Genomic DNA, 16,101 nt, shown 5'->3' with positions numbered 1-16,101 from the left:
GTGACTCCCGTGGGCGCCGCCGCTCTCCCTTCCCGTATCCCGGCGCTGGTCATCGGGGCCGGCCCCGCCGGGCTCTCCGCCGCCGCCGAGCTGAAACGCGCGGGCATCGAGGCCGTCGTCATCGACAAGGCCGACCGGGTGGGATCGAGCTGGGCCGGCCACTACGACCGCCTGCACCTGCACACGTCGCGACGGCTCTCCGGGCTGCCCGGCTTCCGCATCCCGCGCCACTACGGTCGCTGGGTCGCGCGCGACGACGTTCTGCGCTACCTCGCCCAGTACGCTGCCGTGCACGAGCTCGACGTCCGGTTGGGTGTCACCGCTCTCTTCGTCGAGCGGGCCGGAGACCACTGGCGGGTTGCGTGGAGCAGAGAAGACGAGCGCGGCGCCATCGCGGCCGACGCCGTCGTCATCGCGACGGGTTACAACCACAGCCCCAAGGTCTCCGACTGGCCCGGACTCGACGCCTATCGCGGCACGGTGCTGCATTCGAGCGCGTACCGTAACCCGCGATCCCTCGGCGCCCGCGACGTGCTCGTCGTCGGACCCGGCAACAGCGGCGCGGAGATCGCGGCGGACCTCGCCGAGGCGGGAGTCACGGTGTCGCTGGCGGTCCGCACCCCGCCGAACATCGTGCGTCGCGCGGTGCTCGGCATCCCCAGCCAGGCCCTCATCCTGTCGATGGCGGCATTCCCGCTGAGGGTGCAGGATGCGCTCGCGGGCGGGCTGCAACGCGTGGCCGTGGGCGACCTGCGCGCGTACGGCATCCCGAAAGCGTCACGCGGGATCGCCACCCAGCAGGCCCGCGATGACGTGACGCCGACGCTCGACGTCGGCCTGCTGCGCGCGCTCAAAGCCGGCCGTGTGACAGTGGTGCCGGCGGTCTCGCGATTCACCCCGGATGCCGTGGTGCTCTCCGACGGCACCGAGCTGCACCCCGAGGCTGTCGTCCTCGCCACCGGGTTCCGCCGCGGCCTCGAGCCGCTGGTCGGCGACCTCGGCGTCCTCGCCCCGAACGGTCGTCCGCTGGTGAACGCAGACGCGCAGCTTCCCGCGCACCCGGGCCTGTTCTTCCTCGGGTATTCGAATCCGCTGACCGGCAACCTCCGCCAGCTGGGAATCGACGCCAGGAGGATCGCGATCGCGATCGCGAGGCTCCCCCGCCGAGCAGGCCACCCGTGAGCCACTAGTGCGAGAACACCAGCCAGTTGACGACTCGCATCCGTCAGCGGCGGAGGGTCTCCCGGTACGGCGGCAGGGGCTCGCGGTTCTGGAAGGTGAGGATCGCCGGGTTCACGATGAGCCCGTCCTGGATCTCGATCGCACGACGGATGGTCGGGTCGGCCTGCCACGCGTCGGGCCCGGCCATCACGACCTCCAGGAACGGCGTCAACGCCTCTCCGATCTCCCAGGTCGCCGAGTCCCAGAGGTAGGACGGACTGTGGTCGACGGCGTAGTACTGCACACGGTCGCCGACCTCGAAGATGGGGTCGGCGAAGGTGGTCGAGCGCGCCCAGCTGAACCCCATCCCCTCGTCGCAGGAGACGTCGACGATCAGGCTTCCGGGGGCGAACGCCTCCAGATCGTCCTCCGTCAGGTAGGTGAGGGGCGCGTTCGGATCCTGCAGGGTGCAGTTCACGACGATGTCCGCCTGGGCGAGGAACGGGGCGAGCGGCACCCTCTCGGCGTCGGTGATGACGTGGCTGAGGAACGGAGCGTCGTCATCGTGGTCGAACTGCACGATGCGGACGGAGTGGATGGGCGAGCCGACCGCGGCGACCTCCCGGTTGGTGAGGACCTGCACGTCGTGGATGCCGTGGGCGTTCAGCGCGGTCACCGCGCCGCGGGCGGTCGCCCCGAATCCGATGACGACGGCGTTGAGGCGCCGGCCGTAGTCGCCGGTGCGGCCGACCAGCCCGAGAGCATGGACCACCGAGCAGTACCCTGCGAGCTCGTTGTTGACGTGGAAGACGTGCAGGGCGAAATTGCCGCTGCTCGTCCAGTGGTTCATCGCCTCGAAGGCGATCAACGTCAGGCGCTTGTCGATGGCCCGCTGCGTGATCTGCGTGTCTTGCACGCAGTGCGGCCACCCCCAGAGCACCTGGCCGTCGCGCAGGTCGTCCAGGTCGGAGGGCTGCGGCTTGGGCAGCAGCACGATATCGCTCGACGCGATCACGTCGGCGCGGGAGGCGATGCGTCCGACCAAGGGACGCAACGCGTCGTCGGTCGCGCCGAACCGGGAGCCGTACCCGGTCTCGAGCACGATGCGCTCACGTAGCTCGGCCGGGATGCGGTCGAGGCGTGCCGGATGCAGGGGCAGCCGCCGCTCGTCCGGCTTCGCGGAGGTGGCGAGGACGCCGAGCGTCAACGGTACGGAAGAACGGGAATCGGCCGACATGGTGGCTCCCTCATGGGCGCCACGGTGGCTCCGTCGTCTCAGACTACGCCCGCGACGTCGCGGCCCGGGTGCCCACATGGACACCCGGGCCGACGACATGCTCTTCCGCGCTCACTCCCCCACGTTGATGCGGACGACCTGCCCGCTGTGGCCGTTCATCCCGGTGGCCGGCATGATCGACCAGTTCGACACGTAGGCGCTGCCGCCGCGGAAGGCGAAGCCCGACGGGAAGAACAGCTGTCCGACCCCGTAGGTGGTGCGCTGCCCGCTCGGGCTGATCTTCACGAGCGCCCCGGTCGGGTCGCCGGTCGGGCTCGGGTTCAGTCCGTTGATCTGGAACTCCGTGACGTAGAAGTTGCCAGATCCGTCGAAGCCGCAGCCCTGGATGGTGCTGAAGCCCGTCCACTTGACGCGTGCGGTGCCGTCCGGCCAGACCTGCCAGACGCGAGCGCCACCCGGCGCGTACGTGCCGCCCAGCAGCTCCGTCACGTAGAACGAGCCTTCGGGAGCCTTGGCGACGCAGGTGCTCACGCCGTCCGTGACCGACCCGGCCGGAGCGGGCATGAACGCCACCGTCGAAACGGCGCCGTACTTGTCCACCTTGGCGAGGATGTTGGCGCCGGCGTCCGCGACGTAGCGGGTGTTGCCGACGGTGATCACCGAGTTCGGGTTGGCGTCAGGGAACTGGTCCGGGACCAGGTCCTTGTGCGCGGCGGTCCAGGCGTAGTCGGCATCCCCCGTGGAGGCGATCGACGACCAGGTCCCTGACGACGGGTCCAACGCCACCGTGCGACCGAGCTGCGCCCGCGCGGCGTCCACGATCGGGTTGCCCGGCGGCAGCGGCGGGATCGGCGCGGTGTTCAGCGCGATCTGCCCGGTCACCCACCTCCCCTGCGCGTCGACGGACACCAGGCCTTCGGCAGCTGCGCCGGACTGGTCGGCAGCCGAGAAGAACCCGGTGATGGGATGCGTCAGCACGCCGTTCTTCCACACCCCGAGTTTGCCGGTGAGGCCCGCGTACTGGTCCCCTTCGGGTCCGCCGCCCAACGGCAACGACCCGCCGTGCCCGGCTTCGGCGATGAACAGCTGCCCGCCCGTCCCGAACGACAGGCCACGTGGGTTGTCCAGCCCCGAGACGACCACCTGCACCGACCCGGCCGGCGGCTTCGGGGCGGTGACGGTGGTGGCCTCAGCGGAGGTGGCTCCGGCGGCGACCAGCGCCGCGACGAGCAGCGCGGGCATCCCCGCGCGTATGGCGATGTGAAGTGATCTCATCGACATGACTCCTTATCTCCATCGATACGGCCACGTCTTCCCCCCACAAACAGTCGAGAAGCTAGCACTGGGAGTTGGGGCGGGGATAGCCCGACATCCCTTCCGGCACGGCCTCGATCGCATGCATCGAGCCCTTGCTCACGGGCAGGTGAGCAGAGGAGCCGTGAGCCGGTCAGCGTTCTGGGCGCCTGGCGCAACGCGACGGGTCAGGAGGAGATCGACGAGCTCTTCGCCTACCTCGCCGCGAGCTTCTCCGACTGCACATCGTCGACGATGGATCTGGTCGCCTTCGATGTGGTCGGCGACATGGCCTACACAGCGGCGCTTGAACACACCTCCGTCTCCGTGGACGGACGACCCCGCACCTACACGTTGCGGGCGACGCAGGTGTACCGGCGTGAGGACGGTCAGTGGAGGGTCGCCCACCGTCACGGCGACACTCTCATCGACGGCGATGCCCAACCGCCCTCGGATGAATCCCGTCCACCCTCCTGAAGCTCTGTTCAGGAGGCCCGCTCGACGGGCGCCTGGAGTTCGGTCAGCCAGTCGGGGCCCGGGATGTGGCCGGTGGCCCGTACGTACACCTCGCGGGTGGGGCCGACGATGCGGTAGCCGTCGGCGACGAGGCTCTCGATGAGCGCCATCCACGAGTCGCCGATGCCGGACATGTCGCCGTGGTGCATCAGCGTCGCGGCCAGGGGCACCGCAGGCAGCTCGACGATGTCGTAGCCCTCGCCGGGCTGGGGAGGTGTCTCCGCAGGGTAGGAGATGTTCACCTCGAGCCGTTCGTCGTCCCGGGCTTCGTACCAGAACGTGGAAGGCGCGAGGATCGGACGCCCCGCCGCCTCCAGAGCCCGATCGAGCGATTCGATGAGCGGCCCGACCACCGGCCCCACGAGTTCCGGCCCCATCCCGGGCGCGGTGCCGCTGACAGCGTAGACGGTGGCCGCCTCCAGGGGGCGGTATTCGACGAGTGTGGACATGATTCGTGTTCCTTCCAGTATGTCGAGGCGCCGCTCGAGCCGGTCGAGCCGGTCGCGGTCCTGGGCGATTCCCGCCACCAGCTCGGCCCGGCGTTGCCGCAGCGCCGCCGTCAGGGCGGGCCGCGGGTCCGTCGAGGCGAGCACGGCGGCGATGGCGTCCAGGCCGCTCCCGAGCTGTCGCAGCTCGACGATCAGGAGCAGGCTCGCAAGCTGCACGTCCGAATAGAAGCGGTACCCGTTGTTCTCGTCGACGTGCGCCGGTGGCAGCAGGCCGATCGCGTCGTAGTGCCGCAGCATCCGCACGCTGATTCTCCCGATCGCCGCGAATTCCCCGATTGTGTACATGATGGAGGCCACACTCCAGCCTGACACGGTGTCAGGGTCAAGCCCCATGGCGCGCGGCAGGGCGACGGGAGGACCATGGGCGTGTGGCCCGATTCGCCATCGATGCGCCCACGTGCGTCGCCCTCCTCCGGCGCGACATCGTCCTCAGCTCCGGGCACCAGCTCGTGGCACCGGCTGCGCTGCGATCGGATGTCCTCGCGCTGCTGTTCGACGAGGTCCGGGAGACGAACCTGACGGAGGCTGAGGGGCGCCGTGAGCTGGACCTGTTCGCCGAGATGAAGATCCGGCTCCTCGGAGACCGGGTCTCACGGGCGACAGCGTGGAAGATCGCCCATGACCTCGGATGGGCCGACCCGCGACCCGCGGAATACCTTGCCGTGGCGCACCTGCAGGCCGACTTCCTGGTGACGGATGACGCGCGACTGCGCGACGGTGCGCGGGGGATCACCCCTGTCGCCGGCCGGGACGCACTCACCCGGCGCTGACGAACTCAGCGAGAGAGGCACTCCTGCGGCTTGCATCTTGTGCCCCCGCCCCGCCACCCAGCAGACTGCGACCCAGCGTTACCTTCACCCGCAGACTGGTTCCTCGACCCGAAGGAGTCGCACCATGCCCCTGACCTCCGCCGAACGGGACGAGATCGACGCCGCCAACGCCTCCGGGCGGATCCCCGTGGTGTTCGTCCACGGATTGTGGCTGCTGTCCAGCAGCTGGCAACCCTGGCGCGACCTGTTCGAGGAGCAGGGGTTCGCCGCGATCGCACCGGGCTGGCCCGACGATCCGGAGACGGTGGAGCAGGCGAAGTCCGATCCGGATGTATTCGCCGGCAAGATGGTCCGTCAGGTCACGGACCACTACGCGGAGGCGATCGACGCGCTGGATCAGGCGCCGGTGGTCGTCGGCCACAGCTTCGGCGGTCTCATCGCGCAGAAGCTGGCCGGCGAGGGGAAGAACGCGGTCACCGTGGCGATCGACCCGGCCCAGTTCAAGGGGGTGACGGCCCTGCCCGCGTCGGCGCTCAAAGCAGGTGCGCCCGCCCTCCTGACCTTCAACCATTCCAAGCACGGCGTCACTCTCACCTACGAGCAGTTCGCGTACGGCTGGACCAACGCCGTGCCGGAGGAGGAGGGCCGGGCGCTCTACGAGAAGTACCACGTGCCGGCGTCGAAGGTGCCGATCTTCCAGGCCGCCACCGCCAACTTCAACCCGTTCGCCGAGACCAAGGTCATCACCGACAACCACGACCGCGGGCCGCTGCTCCTCATCGCAGGGGCGGACGACCACACGGTGCCGCAGTCCGTGGTCGAGAACGAGTACCGCATCCAGCTGAAGAACCCCGAGGTGACGGAGCTCGTGGTCATCCCGGGTCGCGGGCATTCGCTGATCATCGACTCGGGATGGCGGGAGGTGGCCGACGAGACGCTCGAGTTCGTGCAGCGTCACGTCGCGCGCTGACGCCGCCCGCTCGTCTCCACCGAATCCGCACAAGTTAACCTCTCGCTGATCCCCGAGGCGGGTGATTGCGTGGGCGCTCAGGATCAGCAGGAGCACGTGCTCCTGCTCGACGAGAACGGACGCAACATGTCGGCACGCAACACAGTGGTTCGAGCAATGCACGATCTGGGGTTGGCGGCCTGGTTCGGCGGCACCTTGATGGGAGCTGTCGGGCTCAATGGTGGCACCGCGAAAGCGAAGGACCCGTCGGAGCGGCTCCGGCTCTCGTCGGCGGGATGGGCGAAATGGGCGCCCGTGCAGCTCGGCGCGATCATCGTTCACGGAATCGGTGGCGTCGGCCTGATCGCCGGCAACAAGGAACGCCTGGCCGCCCAGTCGGAAGCACGCGGCAACACGGTCGTCAAGCTGGCGATCACCGGGCTCGCCGGAGCTGCGAGCCTGTACTCGGCCATGCTCGGCAAGACGATCGGCGAGAACGCCGATCAGGGCGCCGAAGGCGTGACCGAGCCGGACCCGACGGCGTCGGAGAAGCTCGCAGCTGCTCAGAAGAAGCAGCGCATCCTGCAATGGGTGCTTCCGGCGCTCACCGGTGCTCTGATCGTGCTCGGCGCGCAGCAGGGCGAGCAGCAGCGACCGGTGGCGGGATTCCTCGAGAAGTTCACCCGTCGCTCCTGAGCCCGCGCACTGCGGCGCGGGAGTCAGTCGGCGAGTTCCTCGAGCCGGAATCCCACCTTCAGAGTCACTTGGAAGTGGGCGACACGTCCGCCCTCGACTTCCCCGCGGGTTTCGGTCACTTCGAACCAGTCGATCTCGCGGACGGTCCTCGACGCTCGCTCGATCCCGTTGCGTATCGCCGCATCCGTCCCGTCGGGCGACGTGCCCACGATCTCGATCACTCGGTATGTGCGGTTCGTCACGGCCACGCTCCCAACACTCGGTGTGCCTCCGGATGGGATCAGTCTGCCGCGTGGCCGGGCGGCGCCGCTAGATGGCCGTCCTCGCGAGCGCGTCAGACCGCTTGCCGGGACGGCACCTCCGCCGTCGCGCCATCCCGAGCCGGGCTCGCCGGCGCAGTGGATGCCCGCACCTGGAGGACCGGCGGAAGCACCACGGGGTCCGGAGCGCTCTCACCGTCGTCCAGCACCTCGAGCATGAGCGCGAGCGCGGCCTGCCCGACCGCCGCGAAGTCCTGGCGGACCGTCGTCAGCGCCGGGCGGACGTACGGCGCCTCCGGGATGTCGTCGAAACCGACGACGCTGATGTCCTCCGGGATGCGGTAGCCGCGCTCCGCCAGTGCGCTGATGAAACCGATGGCCATCTGGTCGTTCGCGATGAAAGCGGCGGTGAACGGCTCGCCTACGGGGAACGTCCTGCCGAACTGGTATCCGCTGGCCGCCGTCCAGTCGCCGAGGCCGTGCGGACGCGCCACCAGACCGTGGTCGGCCAGCTCCGCCCGCCACCCGTCGATCCGCGCCTGCGCGTCGGGCGAATGGGTCGGGCCGGCCAGGTGGGCGATGTCGCGGTGCCCGGCGTCGATGAGGTGGCGTACGGCCTGCCGCGCCCCGGCGGCCTGGTCGATCGCCACCGAGAAGGCGTGGCCGGGAGCAGCAGTGTCGATGGCGACGACCGGGATGCCGACCTCCGTCTCGTAGATGGCGTCGAGCACGTACCGGTTGTCGCAGATGAGCACGACCCCCTCGACGTTCTGCCGCACCAGGGTCTCCACCGCCTGACGCACGGCCCCGCCCTCCCCGCTCGCCATCTCGATCGTGAGCACGCCGTACTGCGCCGCCCGCGCCGCCTCGTTGAACGCGACGACGGTCTGCGACGGCCCGTATTCGCCGGCCGACGCCTGGACCAGCCCGACCATCCTCGACCGCTTGGTGACGAGGGCGCGCGCTGCGGGCGAGGGCGTGTAGTGCAGCTGCCGGATGGCCTCCTCCACGCGTTTGCGCGTGGCCGGGCGCACGTTCGGGAGGTCGTTGAGCACGCGCGAGACCGTCTGATGCGACACGCCGGCGAGCCGGGCGACATCGAAGATGTTCGCCTTCCGCGCGTTATCCGGTTGCTTCGCCACTTGTCCGTCCGTCAGCCTGCTACTCATTATGGCTGGCAGGCGGAACGGCGCCCGCCATGCCGTCGGGGGACGCGGCGTACGCGATGAGCGCCAGGACGTTGTCGATCGTCAGCCCGTCGTTCGCGATGTCGGCGACGAGTTCGCGATCCCGCAGCACGACGATGCGACGGCCGAGCCGGAGCACTTCCTCCAGCTCGGCCGAGATGTACATGACGCCCATGCCGTTGGCGGCCAGTTCGAGGACAAGGCGCTGGAGGTCCACCTTCGCGCCGATGTCGACCCCGCGGGTGGGCTCGTCCAGGATGAGCAGCTTCGGCGCCATGGCGAGCCACCGCGCCAGGAGCACTTTCTGCTGGTTCCCTCCCGACAGGGTTCCGGCGAGCGCCTCGGGATCCGCCGGGCGGATGTGGAGCGACTCGATGTAGCTGCGCGCCAGCTCCGTCTGGCGGCTCTTCGACAGCGGCCGGAACCATCCGCGGTCGGACTGCAGCGACAGCACGATGTTCTCGCGGATCGTCAGCTCCGGCAGGATGCCGTCTGCCGCCCGGTTCTCGGGCGAGTAGATCACCCCGGCCCGGATAGCGTTCCGTGGCGAGGCGAAGCGCCGTCGCCTGTTCTCGACGACCAATGCGCCGCCGTCGGGCTGATCCGCCCCGCCGAGGAGCCGGGCGAGCTCGGTCCGGCCGGAACCGAGCAATCCGGCCACGCCGACCACCTCGCCCTCGTGAACCTCCAGGTCGAACGGCTCGATCGCGTTCGCGCGGCGGAGCTGGTGCGCCTCCAGAAGGGGCGGCGCCTCCTCGCCGTCGACCTCGCCGAGCGGCCGGCGATGCTGACCGGTCAGCTCGTCGATGTCGCGTCCGACGATCTTCTTCACCAGCTCGATGCGCAGCAGCTGATCCGGCTGGTACTCCCCTACCAGCTGGCCGTCGCGCAGCACCGTGAGTCGGTCGCTGATCTCGTAGACCTGCTCGAGGAAGTGCGACACGAACAGGATGGCGACTCCCTGCTCCTTCATCGCCCGGATCACCCGGAACAGGTCGGTGACCTCGTCGTTGTCGAGACTGGACGTCGGCTCGTCGAGCACCACGATCCGGGCGTCGGCGGCGACGGTGCGCGCGATCGCCACGAGCTGCTGCACGGCGAAGGAGTGCGAGCTGAGCGGCGTGCGCGGGTCGATGTCGACGTTGAGCGCCTCCAGGGCCTCCGCCGCGAGGAGGTGCGTGCGCTTCCAATCGATCGAGCCGCCCCGGCGGGCTTCCCGGCCGAGCATGATGTTCTCCCCCACGCTGAGCGTGGGGATGAGGTCGACCTCCTGGTAGACCGCGCTGATCCCGGCGCGCTGCGCGTCCACCGGGCCGGCGAACCGGACCGGCTCGCCGAACAGCCGCAGCTCGCCGGAGTCGAACCGGATGGCGCCCGTCATCGCCTTGATCAGCGTCGACTTGCCTGCGCCGTTCTCACCGAGGAGCGAATGCACCTCGCCCGGGAACATGCGGAACGTCACCCGGTCGAGTGCGTTGACGCCCGGGAAGGCGACGGAGATGCCCTCCATCTCGAGCACCGGGCTCTGCTGCGTCATCGCACCTCACACGTCGGACCGTCCGCCGACTGCACTCTAGCGGTTCGGGTCACCTGCTCCGTCGCCGGGAGACGATGAAGCGCTGCAGCACGACGAAGAGCAGGAGCAGCGAGCCGATGACGATCTTCGTCCACCAGGAGTCGACACCGATGTAGGTGATGCTGATCTCGATGAGCCCGTAGACCATGACGCCGAGCAGCGAGCCGATCACGTACCCGCTTCCGCCGGTGAGCACCGTCCCGCCGATGACGACCGCGGCGATGGCGTCGAGCTCCATGCCCAGGCCGGTCAGGCTGTAGCCCGACCCGGTGTACGAGGCGAAGATCCAGCCGGCGACTCCGGCGCACGTCCCGCTGATCACGTTCACGGCCAGCCGCACGCGGCGCACCGGGAGACCCATCAGACGAGCGGACTGCTCGTTGCCGCCGATCGCATAGACCGTCCGGCCGAAACGCGTGTAGTGGAGCACCCAGAACGCGACCGCGACGGTGAGCAGGGCGAGCACGACGGTCGGCGTGATGTACCAGCCGCCTCCGAGCTTGATCCGGGTGGACTGCAACCACAGCACCGTCGGGTCCGTAATCGGCAGCGACTGGAGGCTGACGACGTACGCGAGCCCGCGGGCCAGGAACATGGCGGCGAGGGAGGCGATGAACGGCTGGATGTCGAAGACCTGCACCATGATCCCGATCACCAGTCCGATGACCGAGCCGCTCAGCACCATCACCGGGATGACGACGTACGCCGGCCAACCGGTGTGCAGGAGCTGGGCTCCGAGGATCCCGCTGAACGCGACCACCGCGCCGACCGACAGGTCGATGCCGCCGGTGATGATGACGAAGGTCATCCCGACCGCCAGGACGATCAGGTAGGCGTTGTCGAGCAGCAGGGAGGAGATCAGCCGCGGTGTGATGAAGTTGCCGAACAGGATCTCGCCGGCGACGAACATCGCGACGAGGATGCCCGCGGTCGCCAGCACGGGCAGCCACGCGACGAGCCGCACCTGCCAGCGGTGGCGGCGGCTGTACGTGGTGATCCTCGGCGTGCCCTCGGTGGGCGGGGCCGTGATGCTGGTTGTCATTGTGCGACCGGGACCCTTTCTGCGTTGACCCGCGCACCGGCACGGGCTCGACGGCGGGTGGCCAGGTACTCGCGCACCCGGCGGGACTGGATGAGGCAGACCGCGATCACGACGATCGCCTTGAACAGCGGGGTGACCGCGGGCGGTACGCCGAGGAAGGTGATCGTGGAGGTGAGCGTCTGGATGATGTAGACGCCGACCACGGTGCCGGAGAGCAGGAACTTGCCGCCGGCCAGCGAGGTGCCGCCGATGACCACCGCGAGGATCGCATCCACTTCGGTGTTGAGCCCGGCGTTGTTGGCGTCGGCGGCCATGATGTTCGAGCTGTAGAGGATGCCGGCGACACCCGCCATCAGCCCGCTCACGCCGTACACCGCCCAGACGATGCCGCGGCTGCGGACGCCGGCGAGCCGGCTCGCCTGCGGGTTGATGCCCACCGACTCCAGCAGCATCCCGAGTGCGCTGCGCCGCACGATCACGCTCACCAGCACGACCGCGGCGGCCGCGACGTAGAAGGCGAAGGGGAGGCCGAAGACGTATCCGGACGCGAAGAAGGCGTACGGCGCGCTGGTGATCGTGGTGATCTGCCCCTGGGTGATCAGCATCGCGATGCCGCGGCCCGCGAGCATCAGCACGAGGGTGGCGATGATGGGCTGGATGCCGAGCCCGGCGACGAGGAAGCCGTTCCACAGCCCGCAGACCAGGCTGATCGCCACCGCGGTGAGCACGGCGACCGCGACGACGCCGGGTGAATTCGGGTCGGGCGAGTCGGCGATGATGCTCAGCGCGACCGCTCCCGAGATGGCGATGACCGCGCCGACCGACAGGTCGATGCCGCGGGTGGCGATGACGAGGGTCATCCCGAGGGCGACCAGCATGAGCGGCGCGCTGTTGCGGAGGATGTCGATCAGCGAGCCGTACAGCTGCCCGTTCTGGACGCTGATGCTGAGGAAGCTGGGTCGCGAGATCGTGTTGATGGCGACCAGCACGATGAGCGCGAGGATCGGCCAGAACAGCCGGTGGTGGAATGCGCGCGAGATCATGCGGGTGCCGGTCCGTTCGCGATGAGGGTGACGATGTCGTCCACGTCGATGCCTTCCTGGTTCTCGATCTCGGCGATCGTCTGACGATCGCGGAGCACGTAGATGCGCTGAGACAACCGGGCGACTTCCTCGAGCTCTGACGAGATGAATAGCACAGCCATCCCGTCGGCAGCGAGCTTCGTCACCAGTTTCTGGATGTCGGCCTTCGCCCCGATGTCGATGCCGCGGGTGGGCTCGTCGAGGATGAGGATCTCGGGCTGGGTGGCCAGCCAGCGAGCCAAGAGGACCTTCTGCTGGTTGCCGCCGGAGAGGTTGCGGATGAGCGCGTTCGGGTTCGCCGGCCGGATGTCGAGCATGGAGATGTACTCGCTGACCAGGGTGTCCTGCAGTCCGCGCGGCAAGGGCCGCGCCCACCCGCGTTTGGCCTGGAGACCGAGCACGATGTTCTCGCGCACGGTCAGATCGCCGACGATCCCCTCGCTGCGGCGGTCCTCCGACGAGAACGCGAGGCGGTGATCCACTGCGGCGCGCGGGCTGCCGATGTGCGCGGGCTTGCCGTTGATCCAGGTGGAACCGCTGTCGGGCCGGTCGGCGCCGTAGAGGATGCGGGCGAGCTCGGTGCGGCCCGAGCCGAGCAGGCCCGCGAGTCCGACGACCTCCCCCTCGTAGAGTTCGAGGTCGAAGGGCTGGATCTGGCCGCGGCGGCCGAGGCCGAGCACCTTGAGCGCGGGTTCGGTGTCACGCTCGATACGAGTCTCGGCCGCGCGATGCTCCAGCTGTTCCAGCTCGGCGAGCTCGCGGCCCAGCATCTTGCCGATCAGCTGGTCGCGGGGCAGCTCCGACACGGGGTATTCGCCGACCAGCCGGCCGTTGCGGAGCACCGTCAGCCGGTCGGAGATCTCGTACACCTGGTCGAGGAAGTGCGAGACGAAGAGGATGGCGACGCCGCGGTCCCGCAGCTGGCGGATGACCGCGAACAGGCGCTGCACCTCCGAACTGTCGAGGCTGGAGGTGGGCTCGTCGAGGATGAGCACCGAGCTGTCGATGACGGTGGCCCGGCAGATCGCGACCAGCTGCTGGACGGCGATGGAGTGGCTCGACAGCGGCGACCGGGGGTCGATGTCGAGGTTGAGCGCGGCGAGGTGGTCGGCGGCCCGGCGGTGGGTGGCCTTCCAGTCGACGCCCCACGGCCTGCGCACCTCGGCGCCCAGCATGACGTTCTCGCCCACGGTCAGGTTGGTGCAGAGGTTGACCTCCTGATACACGGTGGCGATGCCCGCGGCCTGCGCGTCGGCAGTGCCGGCGAACTCGACGGGACGCCGGTGGACCGTGATGCTGCCGGAGTCCGGCGTATAGACGCCGGTGAGGGCTTTGATCAGGGTGGACTTCCCCGCCCCGTTCTCCCCCATCAGGGAGTGCACCTCCCCCGGGAACAGCCGGAAGGACACCTCCTGCAGGGCTTTGACCCCGGGGAACTCGATCTCGATGTCGCGCATCTCGACGACAGCGGTTGCTTCGGTGGTCACGTCGACCCTCCTGTTTCCAGACGTGGTGGATGGTGGCCGCGGCCCGTCGGACCGCGGCCACCGGGGTGGGTCAGTAGGGACGGGTGGGGAGGGCCTTCTCCGCGGCCGCCTGGTCGAACGCCTCGTCCTTGGCCAGGTAGAGCTTGTCCACCTTCTTGCCGGCGACCGCGGCCTTCACGACCTCCGCGACCTTGTCGCCCAGCAGCGGGTTGCACTCGACGACGTAGTTGAACTGTCCGTCGGCGAGCGCCGTCAGACCGTCCTTGGTGCCGTCGATGGTGACGATCTGGATGTCCTTGCCAGGGGTCAGACCGGCCGCCTTGATGGCGTCGAGGGCACCGAGTCCCATGTCGTCGTTCTGCGCGAAGAGCACGTTGATGCTCTTGCCGTACTTCTGCAGGAACCCTTCCATCACGGTCTTGCCCTCGGAGCGGGTGAAGTTGCCGGTCTGCGAGTCGAGCACCTTCACGTCGGTGCCCTTGATGGCCTGGTTGAAGCCGGTGGTGCGGTCGTTCGCCGCCGCGGAACCCGTGGTGCCTTCGAGCACGACGAGGTTGGCGGACTTGCCCGCGAAGTTGTCGGCGACCCACTTGCCGGCGGTCTCGCCCTCCTTCTCGAAGTCGTCACCGACACGGGAGGTGTAGAGGCTGGGGTCGGAGTCGACCGAGCGGTCTTCGAGAATCACCGGGATCTCGGCGTCCTTCGCCTCCTTGAGCACGTCATCCCACCCGGTCTCGACGACGGGGGCGAAGACGATCGCGTCGACACCCTGTGTGATGAAGCTCCGGATGGCGGAGATCTGGTTCTCCTGCTTCTGCTGCGCGTCGGAGAACGTGAGCTTGAACCCGTTGTCGGAGGCCAGGGCCTCTTTCAGCGACTTCGTGTTGGCGGTGCGCCAGCCGCTCTCGGCGCCGACCTGCGAGAATCCGATCTTGATCGGGCCGGAACCGGAGTCGCCGGACGCGCCTCCCGCTCCGCTGGAGCATGCCGAGAGGGCGAGCGCTGCGCCGGCCGCGAGGGCGATGACTCCGAAATGACGTCGTTTCATACTTCCCAAACCTCCTTGTTCAGGGAGGCATCAATGCCTCTGGTGAGTGTGACTGCATCCGGCCGCGGCGGCGGCCGATGTGATGATGTTAGCCTTCACAATTTTCACGCGCAATAGTCAACTGGGGCTGATCTGGGGCCGTACATGCGGGAGAGACGTCATCACATTCGCACCTCCGCATCGCGGGCCTGACGTTCAACGAGACGCTTCGGCTGCGGTACGCAGGCCCATACGTCAATAGAGTTGGACCACACTCTTTGACGATCAGAGGAGCCTCGTATGCGAACGGTTCGCCTGGGTAGCAGCGGTCTCGAGATCAGCGGTGTCGTGCTGGGGATGATGTCGTACGGCGATCCGGAACGCGGCAGCCACCCGTGGAGCGTCGGCATCGACGAGGCCCGGCCCTTCGTCCGCCGAGCCTTCGAGGCCGGCATCACCGCCTTCGACACGGCGAACGTGTACTCCCTGGGCTCCAGCGAGGAGATCACCGGTGCTCTGCTGGCCGAGCTCGGCTCGCGGGAGGACGTCCAGATCTTCACCAAGGTGAACGGCCGGATGCGGCCCGGCCGCAACGGCGCAGGACTCTCGCGCGCCGCCATCATGCACGAGATCGACGCCTCCCTCACGCGCCTCGGGACCGACTACGTGGACTTGTACCAGATCCACCGATTCGATCCGACCGTGCCCATGGAGGAGACCATGGAGGCCCTCCATGATGTCGTCAAAGCGGGCAAGGCCCGCTATATCGGCGCCTCGAGCATGTGGGCGTGGCAGTTCGCCGAACTCCAACGGGTCGCCGACGTGAACCACTGGACCCGATTCGTCTCGATGCAGGACCAGTACAACCTGCTCGATCGCGAGGAGGAGCGCGAGATGCACCCGTACTGCCGAGCCACCGGCATCGGGGTGCTGCCGTGGAGCCCGCTGGCGCGCGGCCGGCTGACCCGCCCGTGGGACTCCTCCGGCTCCGGCACCCGCGCCGACACCGACGAGTTCGGCAAGACGCTATACCGTGCGCACGAGGAGTCGAACCGCTCCATCGTCGACGCCGTCGCCGCGGTCGCGTCCGAGCGGAATGTGCCGATGGCGCAGGTGGCGCTGGCCTGGGTCGCCGGCCGGCCCGCCGTGACGGCACCCATCGTCGGTGCGACGAAACCGCACCACATCGACGACGCGGTGGCAGCCCTCGAGCTCGAGCTGACGGAAGACGAGGTGGCCCGGCTGGAGGCGGCGTACACGCCCCGGGAGCCCGAGGGCTTCTGACGATCGTTTCCGCCTCAGCCACCTG

16 protein-coding genes are annotated in these 16,101 nt (G+C 68.8%); 6 read left to right on the top strand and 10 right to left on the bottom strand.

Going from position 1 to position 16,101, the window contains the following annotated elements:
- Positions 1 to 9: 9 nt before the first annotated feature.
- On the top strand, positions 10 to 1,182 hold the full coding sequence (locus J2W45_RS15450; RefSeq protein WP_310133578.1) for a flavin-containing monooxygenase: 1,173 nt from the start codon (positions 10 to 12) through the stop codon (positions 1,180 to 1,182).
- A 43-nt stretch (positions 1,183 to 1,225) separates the two neighbouring features.
- On the opposite strand, the gene J2W45_RS15445 is transcribed toward J2W45_RS15450, so the two are convergent.
- Complete coding sequence (locus J2W45_RS15445; RefSeq protein ID WP_310133574.1) at positions 1,226 to 2,398, bottom strand: N(5)-(carboxyethyl)ornithine synthase; 1,173 nt, start codon at positions 2,396 to 2,398, stop codon at positions 1,226 to 1,228.
- 111 nt (positions 2,399 to 2,509) lie between these two features.
- Positions 2,510 to 3,673 carry a ScyD/ScyE family protein gene (locus tag J2W45_RS15440; protein WP_310133572.1) on the bottom strand — a complete coding sequence of 388 codons (1,164 nt, stop codon included), beginning with the start codon at positions 3,671 to 3,673 and terminating at the stop codon, positions 2,510 to 2,512.
- 24 nt (positions 3,674 to 3,697) lie between these two features.
- Here J2W45_RS15440 and J2W45_RS15435 point away from each other — a divergent pair, with 24 nt between their 5' ends.
- On the top strand, positions 3,698 to 4,168 hold the full coding sequence (locus J2W45_RS15435; RefSeq protein WP_310135070.1) for a nuclear transport factor 2 family protein: 471 nt from the start codon (positions 3,698 to 3,700) through the stop codon (positions 4,166 to 4,168).
- An 8-nt stretch (positions 4,169 to 4,176) separates the two neighbouring features.
- Here J2W45_RS15435 and J2W45_RS15430 read toward each other — a convergent pair whose 3' ends face one another.
- The gene (locus J2W45_RS15430; RefSeq protein ID WP_310133569.1) at positions 4,177 to 5,001 is read right to left on the bottom strand and encodes a MerR family transcriptional regulator; all 825 of its coding nucleotides are present in this window, start codon (positions 4,999 to 5,001) and stop codon (positions 4,177 to 4,179) included.
- 83 nt (positions 5,002 to 5,084) lie between these two features.
- On the opposite strand from J2W45_RS15430, the gene J2W45_RS15425 reads away from it, so the two are divergent.
- The 3 genes from J2W45_RS15425 to J2W45_RS15415 all read left to right on the top strand — a co-directional run bounded on the left by J2W45_RS15425 (position 5,085) and on the right by J2W45_RS15415 (position 7,131).
- Positions 5,085 to 5,486, top strand: coding sequence for a hypothetical protein (locus J2W45_RS15425; protein ID WP_310133567.1), 402 nt, complete (start codon positions 5,085 to 5,087; stop codon positions 5,484 to 5,486).
- A 124-nt stretch (positions 5,487 to 5,610) separates the two neighbouring features.
- Positions 5,611 to 6,456 carry an alpha/beta hydrolase gene (locus tag J2W45_RS15420; RefSeq protein WP_310133565.1) on the top strand — a complete coding sequence of 282 codons (846 nt, stop codon included), beginning with the start codon at positions 5,611 to 5,613 and terminating at the stop codon, positions 6,454 to 6,456.
- Between the two features lie 69 nt (positions 6,457 to 6,525).
- Positions 6,526 to 7,131: a hypothetical protein gene (locus J2W45_RS15415; RefSeq protein WP_310133562.1), complete on the top strand. Its 606-nt coding sequence runs from the start codon at positions 6,526 to 6,528 to the stop codon at positions 7,129 to 7,131.
- 23 nt (positions 7,132 to 7,154) lie between these two features.
- Here the strand turns inward: J2W45_RS15415 and J2W45_RS15410 are convergent, their stop codons facing one another.
- The 7 genes from J2W45_RS15410 to J2W45_RS15380 all read right to left on the bottom strand — a co-directional run bounded on the left by J2W45_RS15410 (position 7,155) and on the right by J2W45_RS15380 (position 14,813).
- The gene (locus J2W45_RS15410) at positions 7,155 to 7,379 is read right to left on the bottom strand and encodes a dodecin (RefSeq protein WP_396427096.1); all 225 of its coding nucleotides are present in this window, start codon (positions 7,377 to 7,379) and stop codon (positions 7,155 to 7,157) included.
- Positions 7,380 to 7,465: 86 nt separating this feature from the next.
- Positions 7,466 to 8,533 carry a LacI family DNA-binding transcriptional regulator gene (locus J2W45_RS15405; protein WP_310133560.1) on the bottom strand — a complete coding sequence of 356 codons (1,068 nt, stop codon included), beginning with the start codon at positions 8,531 to 8,533 and terminating at the stop codon, positions 7,466 to 7,468.
- A 19-nt stretch (positions 8,534 to 8,552) separates the two neighbouring features.
- Complete coding sequence (locus J2W45_RS15400) at positions 8,553 to 10,115, bottom strand: sugar ABC transporter ATP-binding protein (protein WP_310133557.1); 1,563 nt, start codon at positions 10,113 to 10,115, stop codon at positions 8,553 to 8,555.
- A 49-nt stretch (positions 10,116 to 10,164) separates the two neighbouring features.
- Positions 10,165 to 11,196 (bottom strand): ABC transporter permease subunit, encoded by a 1,032-nt coding sequence (locus tag J2W45_RS15395; protein ID WP_310133555.1) that lies wholly within the window; start codon positions 11,194 to 11,196, stop codon positions 10,165 to 10,167.
- A complete protein-coding gene (locus tag J2W45_RS15390) occupies positions 11,193 to 12,239 on the bottom strand; it encodes an ABC transporter permease (protein ID WP_310133551.1) in 1,047 nt (348 codons plus the stop codon). The genes J2W45_RS15395 and J2W45_RS15390 overlap by 4 nt, the downstream gene beginning before the upstream one ends.
- Complete coding sequence (locus J2W45_RS15385) at positions 12,236 to 13,735, bottom strand: sugar ABC transporter ATP-binding protein (protein ID WP_310135066.1); 1,500 nt, start codon at positions 13,733 to 13,735, stop codon at positions 12,236 to 12,238. The genes J2W45_RS15390 and J2W45_RS15385 overlap by 4 nt, the downstream gene beginning before the upstream one ends.
- A 100-nt stretch (positions 13,736 to 13,835) precedes the next feature.
- Positions 13,836 to 14,813 carry an ABC transporter substrate-binding protein gene (locus tag J2W45_RS15380; protein WP_310133549.1) on the bottom strand — a complete coding sequence of 326 codons (978 nt, stop codon included), beginning with the start codon at positions 14,811 to 14,813 and terminating at the stop codon, positions 13,836 to 13,838.
- A gap of 279 nt (positions 14,814 to 15,092) precedes the next feature.
- On the opposite strand from J2W45_RS15380, the gene J2W45_RS15375 reads away from it, so the two are divergent.
- A complete protein-coding gene (locus J2W45_RS15375; protein WP_310133547.1) occupies positions 15,093 to 16,076 on the top strand; it encodes an aldo/keto reductase in 984 nt (327 codons plus the stop codon).
- Positions 16,077 to 16,101 lie beyond the last annotated feature (25 nt).

Origin of the sequence: Leifsonia shinshuensis, from assembly GCF_031456835.1 — a bacterium.
GTDB classification, from domain to species: Bacteria; Actinomycetota; Actinomycetes; order Actinomycetales; family Microbacteriaceae; genus Leifsonia; species Leifsonia shinshuensis_C.
The sequence above is the reverse complement of the archived record's forward strand: the minus strand, read 5'-3'. Positions and strand labels throughout refer to the sequence as shown.